Genomic DNA, 20,982 nt, shown 5'->3' with positions numbered 1-20,982 from the left:
CTCCTTTAGTTTGCCAACTTTAAAAGTCCAGCTTAAATTCGGTAACTTGCTGATAAGGTGATGCTGGTGTCAGCATAATATCACCATATGACGCAAAACGTTCAGCGCCAGGTACTGCTTGCGTCTCTAGCGTAATGCCACCATGGTTTTTCATCTGTGATTGGCGCATTGGCAGCGTGAAATCTGTACCAAAATTACCCGTAAAGACCACCACTGCCGGTGCCGTCGTGGTCATGGCAACGCGCACCAAACCATCTGGTGACAGCAGTTCAGCTTGCGGTGCTCCCTGCGTATCTTGTAGCAAAAATGGATGATCAAGCCCATGGCCAACCCGTTGATGTTGGTCATCGGTGCTCTCAATCGTCGTACCAACTGGTTTTGCCGCACGAAAATCAAAACTTGTCCCAGCTACTGACCGTATTTCCCCAGTCGTTAAATTCTTGTCACCAATAGGCGCAAAGGTATCAGCCACAATCTTAAGTTGATGTGCTGCAACACTTTGTGATGGGTCACCCGTCAAGTTAAAGTAGACATGGTTCGTTGGGTTAAAGAGTGTTGGCGTATCTGTCACAGCCTCATACGTTAACCGCCAGACGTTATCATTAGCCAAAGCATAGGTCACGTTCACCGTCACTTGGCCAGGAAAACCATTTTCCCCGTCTTCACTGACATAAGTAAACACAACCCTTGCCTCTGTTGCCGTCACCTGTGGTGCAGCTTGCCAGTAGCGTTGGTCAAAACCAATGACACCACTGTGTAAGGTGTTGTCATTTTCATTAGCTTCAAACTGGTAATCGACACCATCGTGTGCCCAATGTGCCCCAGCAATCCGACCAGCAACACGGCCAATTGTGGCCCCAATAAAGGTATCTTTTTGTTGATATTCTTCCGCACTATCAAAACCTAATACCAACTCACGTTCACCAGTCGCAAGTGGCACGCGCAAACTCACAATTCGCGCGCCAAAATCCGTTACACTTAAGGCCACGCCATGATCGTTGATTAAGGTGTAGCTTGTTGCTTGTGCACCAAACGGTTGGGTTAAAATTTCCATGATGATTTTCCTTTCAACTTTTTAATCTGATACTTGTACATTTTGGGCCACGGCCTGCAGGAAACGTGCCAAACCAGCTTCTCCGGCAGCGTCATGTTTATAGACACCCGCATCTTCTAAAACCTGCTCAAAAATGTGTCCGACACTGTCATCAATGATAGCGTTGACATTATCGGGCGTAATGGTGGTGTTGGCACGCAATGTTTCAGCCCACAATTGATGCTTTGGTGCCACCTGGTCAACTTGGCCTAATAAGTAGGCCTTAACAACCTCAAGTTCGGTCTTTAACCTTGGTGGTAAGATCGCCAAGCCCATGACCTCAATTAAACCAATATTTTCTTGTTTAATATGTTGGACATCGGCGTGGGGATGGAAAATACCATCAGGATACGTCTCCGATACGTTATTATCCCGCAACACTAAATCAAGTTCGTAGCGTCCGTCACGATAGCGCGCAATGGGCGTTACGGTATGATGCCGTTCGCCCTGCGCATCAAAAGCACGAATGTCTAACGCAGGATCACTATAATGCGCCCAAGTCGTCATAATTTGTTGGGCAGCTTGTAGCAAGTTGGCTTGGTTTTCATCGGCCAAACGAATCACCGTCATCGGCCAATTTAACACCCCAGCTGACGCAACTTGACACCCCGGCAGCGTGATTGGCGTCTTAATGGTAGCCTGAGCCATTGGTAAGTCGTAACGTCCCGCCTGGAAATGATCATGCGTTAGAATAGAGCCACCGACAATGGGCAAGTCCGCATTGGACCCGATAAAATAATCCGGAAATAACGTGACAAACTCTAATAATTTTGCCAAATGCGCCACATCGACACGCATTGGTCGAATCGTTTTTGAAAAGATAATTGCGTGTTCATTAAAATAGGCATACGGTGAATATTGGAAAAACCAGGGTTCCCCACCCAAAGTCAACGCCACCACCCGATGATTTGCCCGTGCTGGATAATCTAGTCGCCCCCAGTAGCCTTCATTATCATGAGATAATTGCGACACTGGATAATTGACGGGCGTATTTTTTTGAGCCTGCAACGCTGCCGCAATCATCTTGGGATCTTTTTCTGGTTTCGACAAATTAATCGTGATTTGTAACGCCCCATATTTTGTCGTGACCGGAAACGAGATATTTTGACCAATTTCACGTGTCTTAATGTAGTTACTCCGGCGTGATAAGGCAAACAAGTAGTCCGTAGCAGCAGCGGGTGCACTAGCGTATTTTTCCCAAAAAATCCGGTTCACCTCAGAAGGTCGTGGCACAAAGAGGGCCATCAATTGGGCACCGACCATATCCGCGTTCATCTCACGATGCGCCAATGTCCCGTTCGTGTCGGCCACGCGAATTAACGCATCCAACAAGGTTAAGGTGTCCGTATCTTCCCAAGGGGTCAATGTGGTTGGTGTTTGATAGTCTGCTTCCCCAAGCCAGCCCAGTACCTGATTAATTAAATAGGTCTCATCTAGTTCGGTATAGTCTGTTGCCGCAATAACCCGCTGGACAAAGACCGTGATTAAGCCATTTCGATTCATCGTGTCACCTCAAATTTCGCCAACCCAATGTGCACCCGTGCCAATGTTAGCCGCATAAAATGATGGCGCATACCCCACCACCGTTTCATAGCGCTCGCCGACTGTTTTTTCCAGTGTCGCGACTGCATCACGATGCACTAAGGCAATTGCACAACCACCAAAACCAGCTCCAGTCATTCGTGCGCCTAAGACACCAGGTACCTGTTGTGCCGTTTCAGCCAAGGTATCAAGTTCAAGTCCTGTGACTTCATAATCTGCTTTTAGCGATTGGTGTGAGGCATTCATCAATTGCCCAAATTCAACCAAATGATTGGCTTGGAGGGCTTTCACCGCCTCTTGCGTCCGTTCATTTTCATAGACTGCATGACGCGCACGGCGGCGAACCGTCTCATCCGTAATCAACGCCGCATTTTGATCAAACGTTGCAATATCCAATTGCCCGAGGAATTGAATGTTGAGCTTTTGTTGTAAATCAACGACCGCCGCTTGCGTTTCACGCACACGCTCATTGTATTTTGAATCGGCTAATTCACGCCGTTTATTGGTATTCATGATGACAATCACATGATCCCCTAAGTGCGTCGGGATCATCTCATAAATCATCGTGTTCGTATCCAAGTAAATGGCGTGATCCGCCTCACCAAAACCAATCGCAAACTGATCCATAATCCCAGTATTAACACCAACAAAGTCATTTTCAGCCCGTTGCCCACTCGCCACTAATTGTAATCGGGGAACCTTTAAGTCATACAATTTTTTGGCGACCACCCCAATCAATAATTCTAATGATGATGACGATGAGAGACCTGAACCATTGGGAATATTGCCAGAAATGACCAATTCAAATCCCGTCTCAAACTTATTGCCGTACCCACGTAAGGCTTGCAACACACCTTTAACGAAGTTGCCCCATGACCCATGTGGCAACTTACTTTCATCATCAATCTCAAATGTAATCACACCAGCCTCGGGCATATTGGTCGAATACAACTTGACCAGTTTATCGGTACGCTTACCGGCGACCCCATAAGTGCCCAAGGTAATCGCTGCTGGGAAAACATGGCCCCCATTATAATCCGTATGTTCCCCAATCAAATTAATCCGACCTGGTGAGAAGAATTTGTCGGTTGGTTGTGTTTGAAACTCGGTGTGATAGACATTTGCGAGTTCATCATAAATTGTTGTCATTTGTTTTTCCTTTCATGCGTACTAACTTCAAACCATGATCACATGCCTATACTTGCTTAAAATAGCGTACACGTGAAGTAAAGTCAGCCTGTTGCAATGGTACATTGTAGAAGCCAACAGTCATCAGTTCATCCCCGCTAAATACTTGACCAGTAGCTGGTTCAAGATAAGTTTTATCCGGTGCCAAATGGCTGAGTTTGGTCAAATGCAATGGTGGTTGTCCTTCAAATAGCACACGATACTGGAACAGTAGCGTTTCCGTTTTATCTGCACTGACAAACTGCCAAGCGACATCATTGCTTTCAAAAGGTGACTGAATGCGATAGAAGTCGCCATACTGAATTAAGTCACGATGCGTTTTGTAAAACGCCACCTGTTCACTAATTTGCGTTTTATCGGTATCTGATAGTTGGCTGAGATCGAGTTCGTAGCCAAAGACACCCGCCATGGCAACATCCCCGCGCATGGTCAAACTGCTCAGACGACCAGTCTGATGATTTGGCGAAGCTGATACATGTGCTGTCATGCTTGAAATGGGATAACTCAAAGATGTACCATATTGGATTTTCAACCGGTCAACCGGATCGGTATTATCTGACGCCCATGATTGCGGGAAATAATACAACATACCGGCATCAAAGCGTCCACCACCAGAACAGCCTTCAAACAAGATATCTGGATAGGCTGTGGTGAGCCGTTCAGCTAACTGATACACGCCTAATACATAACGGTGCGCCACTTCTCCTTGTTGCGCTGCTGGTAAGGCTGCAGAATACAACTCGGTTAAATGGCGATTCATATCCCATTTAATATAATCAATTGGGATGTCGTCCAAAATGGCGGCAATTTGGTCGTAAATCGCATCCACCACTTCTTGACGCGAAAAGTCTAAGACATACTGATCACGACTAGGTGTCATATCCCGATTGGGAATTTGAATCGCATAATCTGGGTGCGCTTGATAAAGCTGTGAATCTTTTGAAACCATTTCTGGCTCAATCCAAATCCCAAACTGCATGCCACGATCATGCACACGTTGCGAAATACCGGCTAATCCTCCGCCCGATTTGAGTTTATCAGCGTATTCATACCAATCACCCAAAGAACTTGTATCCGCATCACGATGACCAAACCAGCCATCGTCTAACACAAACATTTCAATACCTAGCGGTGCGGCTTGGTCCACAATATGATCAATTTTTTCCGCATCAAAATTGAAATACGTCGCTTCCCAATTATTAATGACAATGGGGCGCGGTGCATATTGGAAGCGTCCTCGAGCGACGCGTTCACGCAATAAGTGATGATAAGCTTGCGACATACCGTTCAAGCCAGCCTCCGAATAGACGAGTAAGGCTTCAGGGGCTTGGAAGGCTTCGTCTGGCAATAATTGCCAACTAAAGCCTTGTTCGTTAATGCCTGCCAGGACACGCACCTGATCCACATAGTCTTTTTCCAGCGTGAATTGATGATTACCGGAATGCACCAGTTGTACCCCAATCGCCGTGCCACTATCTTCCGATGTCTCTGGTGCGACTAATGCAATGAAGGGATTCATATGATGTGAGCTACCACCACGATGACTGGCAAATGATGTCATACCATGCGGCAAACTTTTCCGCTCAACCTGACGTTCGCGTAAATGTGCGCCATGTAGAGCAATAACTTCTAGTTGATTTTCAATGACGTCTAGTTGTACTGACGCTAATTTTTCTACTTGCAATGTTTGGGTCCCACGGTTGATGAGTTTTGCCGTGCGGGCAATCACTGGCCGATCGGCGAAGATGGTGTAAGACAAGTACAGTTCCGCATCTAACGTCGCATCAACTAACCGGACAATCAGCGTTTTGGCTTCTTCAGGTGCTAGGACATAAGTTTGTGGCAAATCCGCTAAGTTTGGTTTACCCGCTTGTATCTCATAATCGACATAACGAAAATCTGTTGCTTGCGCACCATTTTCAGCCCGAATCACGACAGCCGGTTGCCGAAAATCACCCGTATCAAAGCCTGAGAACTCCTGACGTAACGTATCTTTTGAATAGCCACGATCGACTTGCCCAGGATCGCCAGCAAGATTCGGTGAAAAACCGCGATCGATTCTTGGATAACGCCGTTGATCATGATATGTTGCTATCTGACGGCCAAAATAGAGATGACTTAAAATGTCCCCCGTCTCAACTTGAAAAAGATACGATATTTGATCATTTTTCAGATGAAAAACCTTGTTTTCAGTGTCAAAAAAAATTTTTGCACTAGTCATTGTCTTCCTCCAGAAAATTTTTACTAAACCACAAGCATATAGTATCATTATTTTACTAAAATGTAAACGCTTACTTTTTCGTTGCCGTAAGCGTTTCGCGATAAATCAACCGACTTGGAATCGTTGTCCAAACTGCCCAATCCCGCTTATTTTGGGCTAAATCACAAGCCTGTATGAGCGCTTGTTGCCCTAATATTTCTGGCTTTAAATCAACAGTTGTTAAAGCTGGTACCAAGTAAGCAGCCAATTCTAAATTATCAAAACTGACAACATCAATGTCTTTGCCAGGCTCAAGTCCGCGCATTTTCAACGCATTGATAGCGCCAATGGCAATTGGATCCGAGGCAACCAACAGCGCATCAATGTCTGGTTCGTCATCTAATAACGCCGTAGCGCCTTGGCTCCCTGTCTCAACATGCCAAGCCCCTGTGTAAATATAGGGTGTTAGCTGATGGGCTGCAATCCATTGTTGATACACCGTTTCTCGTACGTCTGCCGCACTCCCCTTGGTAGTACCATCTAGATCAAACAATTCATTTGTGCCACCAATAAACCCAATATGACGACGACCGGCAGTATAAAAATCATCTAGAATTTTCGCCGTCATCTTGGCCATTTCCGGCTCAACCACATCAATATCATCATCATGTGCTTTGCTATCAACCAAAACTAAATGTGGATTCATTTGTTTAATGGTAAAAATGGCTTGTTGGGAAATATCCCCTAATATAATGATGGCATCATACGCCGCAATCGTTTGTTGATCAATCCCTTGTGCCATACGAATCACATCATCAATCACAATCCCAATCTGTCGGGCATGTTTTTCAATACTTAAGTAAATTTGCCGCCAATAAGCATCCGTTGCCTCACGCGCTTCCGAAAAAACCGTGATCACAGCCACATGACAAACTTTTTTCATCGACGTGTCTTTGCGCCGTTTCACATATTTTAACTTATGCGCCGTTTCTAGCACAGCCTGTCGCGTTGCTGATGAAACAGACAAGCTTGTATCGTCATTTAAAATACGCGACACCGTACTCGACGACACGCCAGCCGTTTCCGCAATTTGTTTGATAGTTACCATAGACGCTCTCCACTGTGTGCATAGTTGCACGAAAATATCGTTATCTTTTATTCTACTACAAAAAATCATGACTGCTATATTTTACTAAAATTTTAGTAAAAGTCTTGTCTTTTAATTTGAAAGCGCTTACAATGTTTGTGTTAGCTAATATTAAAAAGGAGAACGGGCTATGCCTTCTAACAAACATACTATGTCATCACGTCTATCTTATGCCTTTGGTGCATTTGGTAACGATGTCTTCTTTGCGACATTATCGACGTACTTCATCATGTTCGTCACGACACATTTGTTTAACACCGGTAATTCCACTGAAAACGACCGGATGATTAGTTATATCACTCTGATTATTTTCGTCCTGCGTTTTATGGAATTAATTATTGATCCCTTTATTGGTAACGCGATTGATAATACCGTGACGCGCTGGGGAAAGTTTAAACCTTGGGTCGTCGTTGGTGGGACCATCGGTTCCATTGCCCTGATCATTTTGTTTACAAATATGGGCGGTATCAATAAGAGCAATCCGATTTTGTACCTCTTGCTTTTTGGCTTCGTATATATCACAATGGATATCTTCTATTCATTTAAGGATATTGGCTTCTGGTCAATGATTCCCGCTTTGACTCTGAATTCACGTGAACGTGAAAAGACGGCAACGCTTGCCCGTATTGGCTCAACTATCGGTGCTAACTTGGTCGGCATTGTGGTGATGCCACTGGTATTGTTCTTTTCAATGAAGAGCAATGGCGGCACCGGTGACTCAAGAGGCTGGTTCTGGTTTGCCGTGATTGTTGCAACTGTTGCCTGGATCAGTTCAATTGTTGTTGGTCTGGGAACTAAAGAAATTGATTCAACCTTACGTCAAAACAAAGAACGTACCACCTTCAAGCAAGTCTTTCACATTTTGACGCACAACGATCAATTGATGTGGATTGCTTTAGCATACGGACTCTACACAACAGGTGTGGCCCTTGTCAATTCGTTAGAACTTTACTATTTCACATTTATCCTGGGTAACTCTAGTGCCTTCTCAATCTTAGCCGGCTTGAACATTGTTACTGGCTTAGTGGCCGTTGCCCTATTCCCAACCCTATCTGATAAACTTAATCGTCGTAAGCTATTCTTCTGGTGTATTGCCATCATGCTTCCTGGCATCATCCTATTTTCCTTTGCTGGCGGTTCATTAACGCTCGTATTGATTGCAGCAGAATTGTTTGCCTTGCCACAACCCCTCGTTTCCTTGGTTGTCTTGATGCTCATTTCTGATTCTGTTGAATATGGCCAATTGAAACTCAATCATCGTGACGAATCTTTGACCCTTTCTGTTCGGCCTTTATTAGATAAATTAGCCGGTGCGATCTCAAACGGTGCGGTTGGTTTGACTGCGGTTGCTGCCGGTATGACAACTGGTGCAACTGCCAGCTCGATCACCCCTTCTGGCCAACTCACGTTTAAAATCATTATGTTTGGTCTACCCTTTATCATTGTTTCAATTGGTGCATTCGTCTTTTATCGTCGTGTCACGTTAACAGAAGACAAACATGCCGAAATTGTTGACCAACTCGAAAAGACTTGGGGTAAAAAGTTTGAAAATAGTCAGTCAGATCTCATTGATTTGGATCAAGCACACACACAATACTATGCGCCAATTGCCGGTACGTTAGAACCTTTAGCAACCGTCTCGGATCCTGCCTTTGCTTCAGGTGCGCTTGGCGAAGGATTTGCCATTAAACCAACCGATGGCCGTGTTTACGCCCCATTTGATGGTGTGATTCGTTCAACCTTCTCAACACGTCATGCGGTCGGTATTGAATCTGATTCAGGTGTGGTCACGCTAATCCATATTGGTATTAACACCGTATCCATGCAAGGTACCGGATTCATTACTTACTTTGATAAAGGCCAACGTGTGAAGAGAGGTGACTTGCTCATCGAATTCTGGGATAAGGCCATTCAAGATGCACAGCTAGATGACACTGTGATGGTAACGATCACTAATGCCAATGCCTTGCCACAATTAACCTTTAAAAAGGCCTTTGGATCACAAGTATCCAAAAACGATATCTTATTAGAATTTAATGATTAACGCAATCAAAAACGCGTAGCTGCTACAGTTTGTCACTGTAGCAACTACGCGTTTTTTATATTTTATTCGCCAGCCGTTATTTTTATCCCAATAATAGCGACAATGAGTAACCCAATAAAAAACCAGGTGACTGGCGGGAATTGATCTCGAAACAACACAACACCCATCACAACAGACCCCACAGCGCCAATTCCTGTCCAAATTGGATAGGCCAAACTAAAGGGTAGCTGTTTCACGGCTTGGATTAAAAATGCCATGCTGGCAATAAGCCCAATAATCGTCACAATCACCCAGCCAACTTTCGTGAAACCCTGACTTAATTTCATCGTCGTCGCCCACAAAATTTCTGATAAGCCGGCTAACAATAGATATACCCATGACATATTTTTATCTCCTTAATCATGCTGCACTTGGATTAGTCGACAATTTATAACTGACTTAGCCAACGTTATATCCTAACTGTCAGTCTACCATGGTTATCTAACCGAGACAATATTCCCGCCACATAGCAAAAACGTCTGGTTCTAGTCCAGACGTTAAAAATTCAGGCATGATGCAATATCTTTTCCATATTGTACCATTGCTCACCGGCATGAGTAGATTGTGATGAGCCGAGATTCGTAAAGTCGTTTTTTCATAAAAAGGAATACGATCAGCCAAACAAGTTAAAGCGATAGCTTCACGCCCTGCTGCTTGCGCCCGCGTTGTTAATTGTGACAATAATTGACTTCCTAAACCAAGACCACGGGCAGCTTGGTGAACCGCTACCGTTAGTACAGTCTGATAGCCTCCTTGGGCGATATTTTTCGGATTTTCTTCATACATCCAGTCATCAACAAAACGTTGATTGACTGCTGGTCCACAAATGAAGCCGAGAACACCTGCCTGTTCATCTTCAGCCACAATAAATGTTTCTGGGAAATTGGCAATTCTATCAAGATATTGGTCTCTCGTTCCCGCCTCATTTTGGTTAAAACCTTGATTTTCAATTGTCAAAATCATCTCAATATCTTCGTGTGTCGCATTTCTAAACTGCATGTGTCAACCTATTCGCCCTTTCAATTACGATTATTATAGCAAACTAGATACTTTTTGTATGCCCTATCATGAATGACGAATAGCATAGGCCCCATGTTAAACATCAATCATCACATCCCCCCACTGAATAACTAAAGGATCATGGGTGGCAACAATCATGATAGTCTGGTCGTTAATCAAACGATCCAATACCTGATATAAAATTGCTGTCGCAGTATCGTGATCTAATGCAGCTGTTGGCTCATCAATCAAAATAATGCGTGGTTTCTTTAGTATTAAGCGGGCTATTGCAACACGTTGTTGCTCACCACCAGATAATTCATAGACATGCTTTTTCAAATAGGCTTTAGATAAGTCCACAGCCTCTAATGCCTGTCTCATCTCTTGCGTATCTTGCTTTTGAATACGATGTCGAAAAACAAGCGCCAAATTATCAAAAACTGTTTGATCTTCTAACAACGCATAATTTTGAAATAGATAGCCCAAATAGTCTCGATAATACTGACTTTTTTTGATTGTTTTCAGATTATCATGGCATCATACGTTATGATGCCATGATAATCGTCATCAAAACGTGCAATCATATTCAAAATTGTTGATTTCCCCGCTCCAGAGCGCCCGCGTAAAATATATTTCATACCAGGTTGAAACGCAACTGATAAATTATCAATAATCTGATGTTTGCCAAACCGCTTACTCACATTTTTCAAAACTAGCGTCATAACTCTCCCTTAAGTATTAAATAACTTTGCCTTTCATTCCCCATAATGCGGTACGTGAAAAACAATAACAGACAACTCATGACAAAAACAACGGTTATCAAGACGCTAGGCTTTGAAGTTGCGTACAGGATGCCTGGTAACAACGCACACGATAGCATGAGATAAATGTGACGATACCGATTAATAAATGATATCCCATAAACTTGTTTTACAAACAATGAACGACGATAAGCCATAAATATGATGTAAATCGTAAACAAACCACACAATAACACCACTAAAATTGCCAGTATCAAACTACCCAATAAAACATTTTTACGCAGTAGGTAGGTTTGTTTCAAGGTTGCTCGCAGCTTGTTCGTACTACTAACGTCTTGAATAGTCGGCCCTAAAACCGTCATAACTTGGTTCTTATTTTCCTCAGAAGCCAAGTTAACCATCACGTTGCGTTGTGACAACCACGGTAACAAATTTTGCACAATCGATTGACTTGGTCTTTCTTTCGCAACTGTCTCACTGTTATCTAAATGCGCTAATGCATCACGCTGTACAGCATGAAAATTTATCACCAGTATATGTTTTGGTTTTTGGTAGGCAAATGACTGTTCCTGCGTTGCATTAAGAAAAACATAGGTTGACGTCGGTTGTATTTTCTTGATCACGATATTTTCGGTATCAATGCCATTCGGTATTGCATAATTTTGCTGTATTTGTGTCGTCGATAAATTTTCTGTCGTCAATAACGTTACAGGTCCATGAAAATCATCTGCTGTTAACTGTCTTCCGGTAACTGATCGTACCTGTTGATACTTAAAATAAGTGGGATTTACATAAATATCACGTGCGTAAGGTTGGTCGCGTCCCAAGGTTATTTTTGGTCCTTGGAATGGTGCAAACATGCTCATTAACAGTTGTGATTCATCTATCTGATTCAGCAATAAGTGACTCGTTTTTATCTGCACATCATCTTGTTTGGACATTGTGTGCATGGTTAAAACTGAAAAATGAGCTATTTGCTCCCACTTTTGTTGCCCTTGTCGCATTAAATTAATTTGTCGATTCTCTTTTTACGCCAAATCTAATGTTGTCACAAAATTCATAAATGTGAGTGCCAAAATGATACAAGATACGATTGGGATCAAGATTTGCTTCCCACGTCCTTTCAGAAGCGCTACGAGTTGCCCACGATTGAACAAAATCGTTAAGATAAGCGTACTAACAGCAACAGCACCAAAAAATAGTAACAATATTACGTTAACGATGATTAATTCATAAGTGAGCATCTCCGGCAACAATAACCATAAAACGCCAACAACAATAGGCAGCCCAACGAGATAAGTATAAACATAGACTTTTATGTTAGACCACCAAATCGTCAATACGGCAGTCCCCTTGGTTTGTCCCTTTAAAAGTTGTTGTATCACAAATTGCCGTCGTTGTTTAAAAACAATGAAACTATTCAGTATCACAATGACTAAGAGTATCATCACTAACAAGACATCTAGTCGTGAAACAGCCAATTGTCCTGTGAGATCTGATACTACTGCTGACAGAGCTGTTGGATTATACACCATAAATTGAATATTGTTTTTAGACAAAAATGCCAAAAATGCTTGATGATTACCTTTTCCAAACACACCGTAATCAGACAACACATCACGATCTGCAATATTTTTTCGATGTTCAATACTACCGGCTGGTATCCCAATCATGTGTTGTTTTTGATGCCCAAGTATATAACTTTTCGGGATGATTTTGCCCTCAATTTTCGGATATACGCGTTTAATAATCACTAAATCATGGGTATCTGCATACGCGGCAATCGCTTGATTTAATGTGGCAGTACGTAAATCACTACTATTATTCACAATTGAAATATTTGTCGGTGTGCCAAAATAAGCTGCATCCTTCGCATACAACATGGCGGCCGTCACAGATATCACACTAACGAGGAAAATAAAGACAATATAAATGCTATTTCTTAATTGACGTAAACGTTTCATCCGCGCTTAACCACATCACCAGAAATCATAGTATGCTTTATTACCAAACAAACTCTTTGGAGCCGAAGCTTGTGCATCATATCCTGGACTCGTTCGGCCACTCGATGCAAAATATTGACCAGAAACCGACGAACTGTGATTACGATAATTATGAAAGTAATACGACCAGACGTAATAACTCCCAACTCCATGGCGCCAATCGCCGCCACCTACTTGGTCCGCATGGGCAAAACTAATACCCGAAAAAATGCCACTAGCTATCACACCAGTTAACACCACTTTTTTAAATTTATTCATATAGAATAATACCTCATCTTTCTAACGGTATTGTTAACAACCGTTATCAACATGATAAACAATACCGTGTCGTTTTTTGTCAATAAATTTCTCACTTTAATCCTCCAAACAATTTATTGACATTGTAATAAATTAATGCTATGTATTTTTATCACCAACTGGCTGTTTCTCTTCGCGCCGTATGCTATACTGTGAACATTAATCAAACGGAGTGTATGTGATGATCATTCGAATTGCCACCAAAAATGATGCCCAACAGTTACTTGATATTTATGCCCCTTACGTATTGGATAGCACCTTTACTTTTGAATATGACATCCCCAGTCTGCAAATATTTGAACAGCGCATCACGAAAACACTACAGACACACCCCTATCTTGTTGCTGAAGATAAAAACAAAATTTTAGGTTATGCCTATGCGCACCCCTTAAACGAACGCGAAGCTTATCAATGGACTGCTGAGCTCAGCGTCTATGTTGGCTCGACTGCGAAGGGACGTGGTGTGGGCAAGCAACTTTACCAAGCACTCGAACAATATCTGAAAGAGCAAAATGTTATCCAAACCATCGCTGTCATTACTGCTGAAAATACACGTAGTATTGCTTTTCATGAACATTTTGGGTATCACCAAGTGGGCCAACTAACACAAGTTGGTTTTAAACATGGTAAATGGCTTGATGTTGCCTGGTTACAAAAATCCTTAGCAACACCAACCGATACGCCCGCACCGTTTATACCTTTTTCACAATTAACGTCTCGTGCTTAAACAAAAAGCCCAACAGGCTAAACTGCCTGTTGGGCTTTTTTAAATTTATTGATCAATTTCTTTTTCGCTATCGGTTTTGTAGTCATCGGCTGCTTCTTTAACAGCATCCTTAACGTCTTCTTTAACATCTGACACGGCATCTTTCACCTTGCCACGCCTTGGGCTTTACCCTCTGCTTCACGTACCTTATCTCCGGTAAGCTTACCTTCTACTTCTTTCACCTTACCAACAACTTGGTCCTTGGCGCTATCAAACTTTTCTTCAACTGACATGAACATGTTCTCCTTGAGTTTTATTTGATGGTACCCCTCTATTTTATCATAAATTTGCCATTTATAAAAATTGCGGGCCTAATCGCTATGATCAAACGGTTATGTTGTCTTTAATCATGCTCAAACTAAAATAGATATACAATTTTTTGCAAATATCTTATAATAATTCTTATAAATGTTCCTTAAAAAAGGATCATTCAACAGATTACTATTTTTCGGGAGAATTTAGGAGAATATGATGTTTCAACACATAAAACGGACAGTCATTTTGGCTGTTTTTTCGAGTGTCGTTGGCTTAATGGGAATTGCCCCAGTTGCCGCTGACCAAGCCTATCGCGATGCAACACTGACGGGTGCAGAACAGCGGCCGTTGGCCTTCAGTCAATCTAAACAGCTTGTCTTAGGTGATCATGATGACAAACAACGGGCAACGGATGCACATATTCAGTTGGCTAATACTGATAAGCCAACTGCCAAACGCGCAGCACGTTTGACTTACAATCCAGTTGGTTGGCACAACTATCGTTTCAAATATGAAAAAAGTAACGGTAAAATCAGTAAAGAGTGGTTATTCAATCGTGGCCATTTAGTCGGTTATCAATTCAGCGGTCTCAATGACGAATCTAAAAATTTAGTACCTGAAACCGCTTATTTAAATGCCGGTGCCCTTAAAAGCATGAATGCTGCTAATAAGCAATCCATGCTTTATTATGAAAATCATCTGGCCAAGTGGTTAAAGACACACAAAGGCTATCGCCTCGATTATCAAGTGACACCATTGTATCGCAACGATGAGTTACTACCACGACAAGTACGCTTGGCTTATGTTGGCTACAATCCGCGTGGTGAAAAAGTCAAAATTAATCTCCACTCATATCGTGAAGAAAATGGAAATGATGATGCGACGGTCGTCTATCTCAATAATGATAGTCCAAATGCCATTATTGATTACAGTAATGGTACCGCACGCAACACACTCAATAAAGCAAAAACACTAAAAGCTGAACAAGAAGCAGCTGACCAGGCCAAAGCTGAAGCCGAAGCTAAGGCCAACGCAGCAGCAGCCGCTCAAGCTGCTGCGGAAAGCGCTGCTGCAGAAAGTGCTGCGCGCGCCGCTAGTGAGGCCGCTGCGCAACAAGCAGCAGCGCAATCTCAGGCAGCGACGGCCCAAACTGCTGTCGCCCCCGCACCAGCCACGGGTAACATTAATAATACTGGGGCATACAAATGGGCTATTCAAGATGGCTATACTTGGCAAACCCGTAAAGGCCACTCAACACGTGTTGCACCTGGTGGTGCATTGCCAGCAGGTTATCATTGGCAAGTCCAATAAATTACCATACAACGACAAAATAAAAAAGCGCATAAGCGCTTTTTTATTTTGAGTCATCATCTGCGAACGTGTGCTGATCACAACACGTCTTTAAAATTACTCAAGCACGGTTACTAGTTTTCTAAACTATTTACTTCGGATGACAATTGATACGTTCGTCCATAAGCATCTCTTGTTAGCAAACCAAAATCTACTAATGCGCGTCTTAGCAGTGGATAGTCCGCATAATCGGACCAACGCCGCAATACTAAATTAACGTCCTGTTCATCGTACGTTTTATCACTGTCAAACTTACTGGCTAAATAAGCAATCACGTCACGCTTTTTATGGTATTTCGCTGGCCATTGTATCAAGACCCCATCGTCATTTAAATAGGCTGTAATCCCCTGTGTCATTTGTTCCCTCCCGTTTTTCTGCAATTCTAATATTAAGTTGTCTCTATTATGAACCTCATTAAATTTTAATTCTAGTAAAATCGATAAGCCCTGATTAGCGACTTGATTAATGCGTGCATGTGTCAGATTGCGTTGACACAATACTGGTTTAATAATAAAATTGCAATATAAAATATCATTTTCCTATTTAAGTTTATCTAACACCGACGCAATCCGGTGAGTTACTGTGTCTTAAAATGCTAAACGTTGAACATTTACCAAACATGTTAACTAGCCTGTAATCCCTAACATCACATGTGCTGAGCAACCACACTAAAAGGCTAAGGAGAGATTTTTTCATGGCGAAAAAGATTGTTGATGAGAATGGCAACACAGACGTTCAAAAGAAGCCATTTTATAAGCGTGGTTGGTTTTGGACGCTAGCGATCATTGTCGTACTTGTGATTGCGGCAATTGGTCGCGCTGACGACAGCGCAAAAAAGGTTTCCTCTGAACATAAAACAACTTCTTCAGCTAAGGTTAACCACAAGACATTCAAAGTTGGTGACACTGTCAAGGCAGATGGCGTTACTTTAAAACTCAATAAAGTGGACTATTATAACGGTAGTTCAATTTCAACACCAGATTCTGGCAAGATGTTCGTGATGGTGAATGTTACTATTACTAATGTCGATCGCAACAAAGTCAGCTACAATCCATTAGATTTCAAATTGGACGACAATGGCAACCAAACTGATTTAACCGAAATTGTGCTAGATGATAATGGTCACAAAGTTGTGGGCGATGATTTGAAGTCTGGTGACCTGACTAAGGGCGCTTCCGTTACTGGTACACTCGTCGGTCAAGCCGTCCAAACAGATAAACTCAAGCTAATTTACACAGGGTCACTATTCTCAAAAGATGAGAAAATTACCTTTGACCTCGACTAATCCTTTATGCCCTTTTGGGCGTACATATACATATATAGGCTAACCACCACGTTCTGATCGCACACAGGAGATGATTATGACGACAACAGTACAAGTTATTTTTCTATTGTTTGCTGCCCTACTGATTGGCGCATCAAAAAAACCAAACCCACGCCAAACCTATCAAAAATATATCGGTTATGCCTTGCTCATTATCGGACTGATCATTTTAGCATATCGACTATTGCGCTGATACGGTTCACTCGGGTCACAACAAACATCACCTACTCGATCATAAGACGTGATTTTTAGAAAGGGATATCATGCTATATTTAACAGTCAAATTCATCATGACGCTCATTTTTTGGTTCTTAATTTTCAATTTATTCAATTTTATTTTTGAAAAACAAAAAGCTAAAAATGATGGTGTCGTCAAGTTTGTCAATCAATTACGGTCAACACAATATATCGTATTTATTTTAAGTATATTGCTAATCGGCTTTATCTTGAACCTGTTCATCACACAGGGTGATTTTTATTACAAATGGCTGTGCATCTATTCAATTGTTCTGATATATTTGCTTTGTTTAAACAAATATCGAGATAAGCAATAATCACTAAACTGGACGTTTTAACACAAAAAAGCCGCCCTATCAATAAACCTGATAGAACGGCTAGAATAGCGCTAGAGGGGATCGAACCCTCGATTTCGGCCTGAGAAGCCGACGTCTTAACCACTTGACCATAGCGCCATAACAAAATATAAGTATACCGAAAAAATACTGCCTCGTCAACAAGCAATAAAAAAAACCGACTCGTGCGATGAAGCTTAACAATGCTAGCAGCCACCAATCCCGCATTTGGCCATTGCCTTTACATTTAATGTTAAGTTCGCTACACTCAAAGTATCAATTGTATAATACGTGACTGATGACTTGTAGATAATTAGCCAAATACGGCAAGTGTCGGCAAAGCAACAAAACAAAAATTCGTATCATTTATATGACGAACTTTGAGCCACAATCCCCCCCTTTAAATCGTTACAGACGCAGTTAACATAAGGAGCACAGTATGATCCAACTGACCCAACTCACTAAGAAGTTCAACAGCAAATTAGCCGTTAACCAATTAAACATGACACTTGAGCCCGGTCAAGTAATGGGGTTAATCGGACAAAACGGTGCCGGTAAAACGACGACTTTCCGTATGATTCTTAACTTCATTACGCCGACTTCCGGCACAATCACTTGGGATAATCATCCCATCACGCAACAGGATAAACAACGTATTGGCTTTCTCCCTGAAGAGCGTGGCTTGTATCAAAAGTTAACGATTGAAGAGCAAATACTATACTTCGCTGAACTACACGGCATGCGACGAGCAGATGCCCGAACAGCACTAGCTGATTGGCTCAAAAGACTTGATGTTGTGGGCAAAGCAACGGACAAAGTGCAGTCTTTGTCAAAAGGTAATGCGCAAAAAGTCCAAATGATTGCCTCGCTCATTTTCAATCCTGAATTTATCATTTTAGATGAACCCTTTTCTGGGCTTGATCCTGTCAACACCAGCATCATGATGAACGAAATCATCCGGATGCGCGATCAAGGTGTCATGATTATTTTTTCAAGTCATGACATGGACAACGTCACAAAAATTTCAGACCAACTCACCATGCTCAAAAAAGGTGAAGTTATTCTACAAGGCGGCGTGCAAGAAATTCGTGAACAGTTTGGTCGGACAAAAATCTACGTTGAAGGACCCTTCACACAAGCCGAGTTGGCCCAGTTATCAGGGGTTGTTAGTGTCACCCCACGCAGCGCAGGCTTTGACCTCGTTGTCACAGATGAAGCTGTGGGTCATGATATTTTCAACTATGTTACCCGAAACGGCTACATTCCGGCCTTCTCTCAACAACCCCCAACACTAGATGATATTTTCCGACAGGAGGTCGCTCACAATGCCTAATGGACTCATGATCGTCATTAAACAGACGTACCGTAATCATTTCAAATCGCGCGGTTATTGGCTTTTGGTCCTTTCGCCAATTATTTTTGCTAGCATCATTGCCGCGATTGTCTCTGGCATTACAAAAATGCAAGGCAATACCACTCCAAATGTAGCCGTCATTGGTAATCCTGCTGTACGCCAAGTCATGATTAAAAGCGAAAAAAGCCTCGACCTGAAAGTATCACGTATAACAACACAAGCACAAGCAAACAAAGCACTCGACAAGCAAACCCTTGACGGTGTGCTGACTTTTAATGCTAATGGTGCCACGCTCACGACACATCCTAAGAGTAATAAAATCAATCAAGAGGCAATCAGCAGTGTCTTAGGTAACCTGGCCCGCACACAAAAAGCGGCCCAGTACGGTCTCACACCTGAACAGACCCAAGCATTGATACAGCCTTATCAGTTAAAGTCTGTCGTCAAGCAAGCTGACAACCGTACCACAAATGGCGATAATTCATCAATGGCCAACTACGGCATTGCTGTTGCCATTGGCGTGATCACGATGGTCATCGTGATGTGGTATACCTCAATGATTGCCACAGAAATCGCCAACGAAAAGTCGTCACGTATTATGGAGACCTTGTTGGCTGCGACATCATCAAATATTCAATATTTCGGTAAAATTATTGGTATTTTTGCGCTAACACTCACACACATGCTCCTTTACTTGGTTGCCGGTATTATTGCCTATCTTATCTTTAAAAATAATGCAGCAGTTGCTGAGATTGCGCATAACTTCTCCGGTATTACGGTAGGATTTACTGTTTATGCTGTTTGCTTTATTCTAGTAGCCGTGGCCTTGTATCTCGTGCTGACGGCAATTATTGCCTCCCTCGTTAATGATAATTCACAAGTTCAACAAGCTGTTGGTCCCGTGACGGTGCTGGCCATGATTGGTTATTTCTTTAGTTACTTTATGACTAACATGCCAAATAATATCGTGATTAAAATTTTAAGTTACGTCCCATTTATTTCACAAAGTATGATGCCTGTCCGCCTGGTTACCAAGGTCGAATCCTGGCCAGCTGCCATTGTGGCCCTGGCTTTGTCGGCCATTGCGCTAGTCCTTCTAGCTTGGTTTGGCCGTGGTATTTACGCGAAAAACGTCTTGTCATACAGCGATGACAAGATTATGGCGCAACTCATCAGAAACATCAAACACCACGATTAAACTGAGGTCCTTATGACAACGCCTTTCTTTCTCACCAATAAAAAATGGTATACCTTTGAAACCCGCACCACATCGGACGGGATACCCTTTCAACGTTTTGAACTCACCAACAAAGCGACACCAGATGCGATTGCCAGCTTCAAAGCAACCATGATTGCCATCGGCCCCGAGGGCCAGATTGAGCCGGATAACTTAAATCGCTTTCAACAAGCCCTAGGCTATGCCGCACGCCAACACTATCTGTCAGAAGCACATGGATTATCCGATAACGAGTTAGCCCAAACACTGGCATTTATCAGTTATGCGATTCGTTCTTATCAGCTACTCGATGATTCACTGACACCACCCAATACACTCATTTTTAGCAAACGTATTGCCACACTTTACCGGCAATTTTTGAAACAACACCCCACCCGCATTGATGATTCCGACCTCAATGCATGGATCATTGCCCAAGATCAACAACTGACGCAATAAAAAAACTACGACAATGTGTGGTGTACCCAAAAAGTTAAAGTAAAATATTTTAGCTAATCAAGCGGCCATTTGTCGGTATTCTACCGGTTAGTGGCCGTTTAATTTTGTTTGGATGCGTGTGTTGTTGTAATATAGTATCCACTTTTTAACGGCATCTATCAACGCTTTAGCTGATGAATACTTGTTTAGTGGCCCGATTTCAACTTTAAGCTTATTAAAGAAGCTTTCCATAACCGCATTGTCTAGAGCAGTTGCACGACGCGACATACTTTGGATAATGCGGTTTTTCTTTAGTGTTTTATGCTATGTTCTGTGGCGATATTGCCAGCCTTGATCCGTGTGAATTGTTGTACGATACGAAAGTTTTGGCAGT

21 protein-coding genes, 1 tRNA gene and 2 pseudogenes are annotated in these 20,982 nt (G+C 42.5%); 8 read left to right on the top strand and 16 right to left on the bottom strand.

The genetic code is table 11. From position 1 onward, the window contains the following. Positions 1-19 precede the first annotated feature (19 nt). The 5 genes from IE039_RS06530 to IE039_RS06510 all read right to left on the bottom strand — a co-directional run bounded on the left by IE039_RS06530 (position 20) and on the right by IE039_RS06510 (position 7,131). A complete protein-coding gene (locus IE039_RS06530) occupies positions 20-1,054 on the bottom strand; it encodes an aldose epimerase family protein (protein ID WP_010002194.1) in 1,035 nt (344 codons plus the stop codon). A 21-nt stretch (positions 1,055-1,075) separates the two neighbouring features. Continuing rightward, complete coding sequence (locus tag IE039_RS06525; RefSeq protein ID WP_010002195.1) at positions 1,076-2,596, bottom strand: UDP-glucose--hexose-1-phosphate uridylyltransferase; 1,521 nt, start codon at positions 2,594-2,596, stop codon at positions 1,076-1,078. A gap of 9 nt (positions 2,597-2,605) precedes the next feature. Beyond that, positions 2,606-3,784 (bottom strand): galactokinase, encoded by a 1,179-nt coding sequence (locus IE039_RS06520; protein ID WP_010002197.1) that lies wholly within the window; start codon positions 3,782-3,784, stop codon positions 2,606-2,608. A gap of 46 nt (positions 3,785-3,830) precedes the next feature. Further along, entirely contained in the window at positions 3,831-6,044 is a 2,214-nt protein-coding gene (locus IE039_RS06515) for an alpha-galactosidase (RefSeq protein ID WP_010002198.1), read from the bottom strand. A gap of 70 nt (positions 6,045-6,114) precedes the next feature. Continuing rightward, positions 6,115-7,131 carry a LacI family DNA-binding transcriptional regulator gene (locus IE039_RS06510; RefSeq protein WP_010002199.1) on the bottom strand — a complete coding sequence of 339 codons (1,017 nt, stop codon included), beginning with the start codon at positions 7,129-7,131 and terminating at the stop codon, positions 6,115-6,117. A gap of 169 nt (positions 7,132-7,300) precedes the next feature. Here IE039_RS06510 and IE039_RS06505 point away from each other — a divergent pair, with 169 nt between their 5' ends. Further along, positions 7,301-9,214 (top strand): sugar MFS transporter, encoded by a 1,914-nt coding sequence (locus tag IE039_RS06505; protein ID WP_010002200.1) that lies wholly within the window; start codon positions 7,301-7,303, stop codon positions 9,212-9,214. Between the two features lie 62 nt (positions 9,215-9,276). On the opposite strand, the gene IE039_RS06500 is transcribed toward IE039_RS06505, so the two are convergent. The 7 genes from IE039_RS06500 to IE039_RS06470 all read right to left on the bottom strand — a co-directional run bounded on the left by IE039_RS06500 (position 9,277) and on the right by IE039_RS06470 (position 13,274). Continuing rightward, positions 9,277-9,597 (bottom strand): DMT family transporter, encoded by a 321-nt coding sequence (locus IE039_RS06500; RefSeq protein ID WP_010002201.1) that lies wholly within the window; start codon positions 9,595-9,597, stop codon positions 9,277-9,279. Between the two features lie 97 nt (positions 9,598-9,694). After that, entirely contained in the window at positions 9,695-10,252 is a 558-nt protein-coding gene (locus tag IE039_RS06495) for a GNAT family N-acetyltransferase (protein ID WP_010002202.1), read from the bottom strand. A gap of 96 nt (positions 10,253-10,348) precedes the next feature. Then, the gene (locus tag IE039_RS08500; protein ID WP_189428930.1) at positions 10,349-10,768 is read right to left on the bottom strand and encodes an ATP-binding cassette domain-containing protein; all 420 of its coding nucleotides are present in this window, start codon (positions 10,766-10,768) and stop codon (positions 10,349-10,351) included. Between the two features lie 5 nt (positions 10,769-10,773). Beyond that, positions 10,774-10,974 (bottom strand): ATP-binding cassette domain-containing protein, encoded by a 201-nt coding sequence (locus IE039_RS08495; RefSeq protein WP_010002205.1) that lies wholly within the window; start codon positions 10,972-10,974, stop codon positions 10,774-10,776. Then, the gene (locus tag IE039_RS06480) at positions 10,971-12,017 is read right to left on the bottom strand and encodes a bacteriocin-associated integral membrane family protein (protein ID WP_010002206.1); all 1,047 of its coding nucleotides are present in this window, start codon (positions 12,015-12,017) and stop codon (positions 10,971-10,973) included. The genes IE039_RS08495 and IE039_RS06480 overlap by 4 nt, the downstream gene beginning before the upstream one ends. Positions 12,018-12,041: 24 nt before the next feature. After that, entirely contained in the window at positions 12,042-12,977 is a 936-nt protein-coding gene (locus tag IE039_RS06475; RefSeq protein ID WP_010001434.1) for a hypothetical protein, read from the bottom strand. A 15-nt stretch (positions 12,978-12,992) separates the two neighbouring features. Then, positions 12,993-13,274 (bottom strand): lactococcin 972 family bacteriocin, encoded by a 282-nt coding sequence (locus IE039_RS06470; RefSeq protein ID WP_010001436.1) that lies wholly within the window; start codon positions 13,272-13,274, stop codon positions 12,993-12,995. 220 nt (positions 13,275-13,494) lie between these two features. Here IE039_RS06470 and IE039_RS06465 point away from each other — a divergent pair, with 220 nt between their 5' ends. Next, positions 13,495-14,040, top strand: a complete 546-nt coding sequence (locus tag IE039_RS06465) for a GNAT family N-acetyltransferase (RefSeq protein ID WP_010002208.1) — start codon at positions 13,495-13,497, stop codon at positions 14,038-14,040. 45 nt (positions 14,041-14,085) lie between these two features. Here the strand turns inward: IE039_RS06465 and IE039_RS06460 are convergent. Then, positions 14,086-14,312: pseudogene (locus tag IE039_RS06460) on the bottom strand (CsbD family protein). Between the two features lie 235 nt (positions 14,313-14,547). Between IE039_RS06460 and IE039_RS06455 the strand changes: the two are divergent. Further along, positions 14,548-15,645 (top strand): DNA/RNA non-specific endonuclease, encoded by a 1,098-nt coding sequence (locus IE039_RS06455; RefSeq protein WP_229782847.1) that lies wholly within the window; start codon positions 14,548-14,550, stop codon positions 15,643-15,645. A 113-nt stretch (positions 15,646-15,758) separates the two neighbouring features. Here the strand turns inward: IE039_RS06455 and IE039_RS06450 are convergent, their stop codons facing one another. Further along, positions 15,759-16,040: a DUF2087 domain-containing protein gene (locus tag IE039_RS06450; RefSeq protein WP_010004893.1), complete on the bottom strand. Its 282-nt coding sequence runs from the start codon at positions 16,038-16,040 to the stop codon at positions 15,759-15,761. Between the two features lie 338 nt (positions 16,041-16,378). Between IE039_RS06450 and IE039_RS06445 the strand changes: the two genes are divergently transcribed. Next, the gene (locus IE039_RS06445) at positions 16,379-16,969 is read left to right on the top strand and encodes a DUF4352 domain-containing protein (protein WP_010004886.1); all 591 of its coding nucleotides are present in this window, start codon (positions 16,379-16,381) and stop codon (positions 16,967-16,969) included. A 76-nt stretch (positions 16,970-17,045) separates the two neighbouring features. Then, the gene (locus IE039_RS06440; protein ID WP_010004887.1) at positions 17,046-17,201 is read left to right on the top strand and encodes a hypothetical protein; all 156 of its coding nucleotides are present in this window, start codon (positions 17,046-17,048) and stop codon (positions 17,199-17,201) included. Between the two features lie 427 nt (positions 17,202-17,628). On the opposite strand, the gene IE039_RS06435 is transcribed toward IE039_RS06440, so the two are convergent. Further along, positions 17,629-17,700: transfer RNA gene (locus IE039_RS06435), tRNA-Glu, on the bottom strand. 319 nt (positions 17,701-18,019) lie between these two features. On the opposite strand from IE039_RS06435, the gene IE039_RS06430 reads away from it, so the two are divergent. From IE039_RS06430 to IE039_RS06420, 3 genes are read left to right on the top strand one after another with little or no spacing between them, the layout of a single operon-like run. Beyond that, on the top strand, positions 18,020-18,913 hold the full coding sequence (locus IE039_RS06430; protein ID WP_010005838.1) for an ABC transporter ATP-binding protein: 894 nt from the start codon (positions 18,020-18,022) through the stop codon (positions 18,911-18,913). After that, positions 18,906-20,132, top strand: a complete 1,227-nt coding sequence (locus IE039_RS06425; protein ID WP_189428927.1) for an ABC transporter permease — start codon at positions 18,906-18,908, stop codon at positions 20,130-20,132. The genes IE039_RS06430 and IE039_RS06425 overlap by 8 nt, the downstream gene beginning before the upstream one ends. Before the next feature lie 12 nt (positions 20,133-20,144). Further along, complete coding sequence (locus tag IE039_RS06420) at positions 20,145-20,609, top strand: hypothetical protein (protein ID WP_010005839.1); 465 nt, start codon at positions 20,145-20,147, stop codon at positions 20,607-20,609. Between the two features lie 87 nt (positions 20,610-20,696). Here the strand turns inward: IE039_RS06420 and IE039_RS06415 are convergent. Further along, positions 20,697-20,982, bottom strand: a pseudogene (locus IE039_RS06415) (transposase); the annotation flags it as partial.

It is taken from the genome of Leuconostoc lactis KCTC 3528 = DSM 20202 (genome assembly GCF_014651235.1).
Lineage (GTDB): Bacteria > Bacillota > Bacilli > Lactobacillales > Lactobacillaceae > Leuconostoc > Leuconostoc lactis.
This window is presented reverse-complemented; position numbering and strand designations above follow the sequence as displayed.

Coding starts and splice junctions, on each gene's coding strand:
- IE039_RS06530 (WP_010002194.1), bottom strand. CDS start 1,054: ATGGAAATTTTAACCCAACCGTTTGGTGCACAAGCAACAAGCTACACC.
- IE039_RS06525 (WP_010002195.1), bottom strand. CDS start 2,596: ATGAATCGAAATGGCTTAATCACGGTCTTTGTCCAGCGGGTTATTGCG.
- IE039_RS06520 (WP_010002197.1), bottom strand. CDS start 3,784: ATGACAACAATTTATGATGAACTCGCAAATGTCTATCACACCGAGTTT.
- IE039_RS06515 (WP_010002198.1), bottom strand. CDS start 6,044: ATGACTAGTGCAAAAATTTTTTTTGACACTGAAAACAAGGTTTTTCAT.
- IE039_RS06510 (WP_010002199.1), bottom strand. CDS start 7,131: ATGGTAACTATCAAACAAATTGCGGAAACGGCTGGCGTGTCGTCGAGT.
- IE039_RS06505 (WP_010002200.1), top strand. CDS start 7,301: ATGCCTTCTAACAAACATACTATGTCATCACGTCTATCTTATGCCTTT.
- IE039_RS06500 (WP_010002201.1), bottom strand. CDS start 9,597: ATGTCATGGGTATATCTATTGTTAGCCGGCTTATCAGAAATTTTGTGG.
- IE039_RS06495 (WP_010002202.1), bottom strand. CDS start 10,252: ATGCAGTTTAGAAATGCGACACACGAAGATATTGAGATGATTTTGACA.
- IE039_RS08495 (WP_010002205.1), bottom strand. CDS start 10,974: ATGACGCTAGTTTTGAAAAATGTGAGTAAGCGGTTTGGCAAACATCAG.
- IE039_RS06480 (WP_010002206.1), bottom strand. CDS start 12,017: ATGCGACAAGGGCAACAAAAGTGGGAGCAAATAGCTCATTTTTCAGTT.
- IE039_RS06475 (WP_010001434.1), bottom strand. CDS start 12,977: ATGAAACGTTTACGTCAATTAAGAAATAGCATTTATATTGTCTTTATT.
- IE039_RS06470 (WP_010001436.1), bottom strand. CDS start 13,274: ATGAATAAATTTAAAAAAGTGGTGTTAACTGGTGTGATAGCTAGTGGC.
- IE039_RS06465 (WP_010002208.1), top strand. CDS start 13,495: ATGATCATTCGAATTGCCACCAAAAATGATGCCCAACAGTTACTTGAT.
- IE039_RS06455 (WP_229782847.1), top strand. CDS start 14,548: ATGATGTTTCAACACATAAAACGGACAGTCATTTTGGCTGTTTTTTCG.
- IE039_RS06450 (WP_010004893.1), bottom strand. CDS start 16,040: ATGACACAGGGGATTACAGCCTATTTAAATGACGATGGGGTCTTGATA.
- IE039_RS06445 (WP_010004886.1), top strand. CDS start 16,379: ATGGCGAAAAAGATTGTTGATGAGAATGGCAACACAGACGTTCAAAAG.
- IE039_RS06440 (WP_010004887.1), top strand. CDS start 17,046: ATGACGACAACAGTACAAGTTATTTTTCTATTGTTTGCTGCCCTACTG.
- IE039_RS06430 (WP_010005838.1), top strand. CDS start 18,020: ATGATCCAACTGACCCAACTCACTAAGAAGTTCAACAGCAAATTAGCC.
- IE039_RS06425 (WP_189428927.1), top strand. CDS start 18,906: ATGCCTAATGGACTCATGATCGTCATTAAACAGACGTACCGTAATCAT.
- IE039_RS06420 (WP_010005839.1), top strand. CDS start 20,145: ATGACAACGCCTTTCTTTCTCACCAATAAAAAATGGTATACCTTTGAA.